Below are 543 nucleotides of genomic sequence, written 5' to 3'. Positions count from 1 at the left end.
AAGGGTGTTACGACCGTAGAAGCCGAATCCGAGCCGTCTATGATGGATCGCGTGTCCGGTCTCCTAGGGGCACCCGCTGGTTCCGTGTCTGGTCCCGCAGGCATGTCGGCGGCCGGCACGGGAACTACGATATCGAGTGGGGCACTTACTGCTGGTGGCACAAAGCCTGTGGCTATCAAGCTGAGCAACAGTGCAGAGTCCGCGATTGAGAAGGCAGCTGCTGATCAGACTGCGCTATACAAGAAGCTATACGATTTCTTGAGCGGCAGTCGCGGCCATACGGGTGACGCACACGAGGGAGGCGTTCAGGGCGATCTCAACGAAGAGGACCGCGCGGATATATGGTGGAGATCGTTCCGCAACTGGATGGGTTCCGATCTTGGCAAGAAGGCGCGCAAACAAAGAAATGAGGACCCCTCATGGCTTTCGTGGCTTAAGCGCCTAGGCCCACTATTGGCGTCCATGGTTCTTGACCCAGAACTCTACAAAGAGATGGGTGCACTTATGGACAAATACCTGACATGGGATAACGTAGTCAAGGTG

At 56.2% G+C, this 543-nt stretch carries 1 protein-coding gene; it reads left to right on the top strand.

The features are described 5' to 3' along the window. Positions 1-168: 168 nt before the first annotated feature. Positions 169-543 (top strand): hypothetical protein (locus AC1RPG_RS08010; RefSeq protein WP_481762471.1); only part of this gene is annotated, 375 nt, incomplete at its 3' end.

It is taken from the genome of Dellaglioa sp. CoH-57-MRSF-18, assembly GCF_056781995.1.
This window is presented reverse-complemented; position numbering and strand designations above follow the sequence as displayed.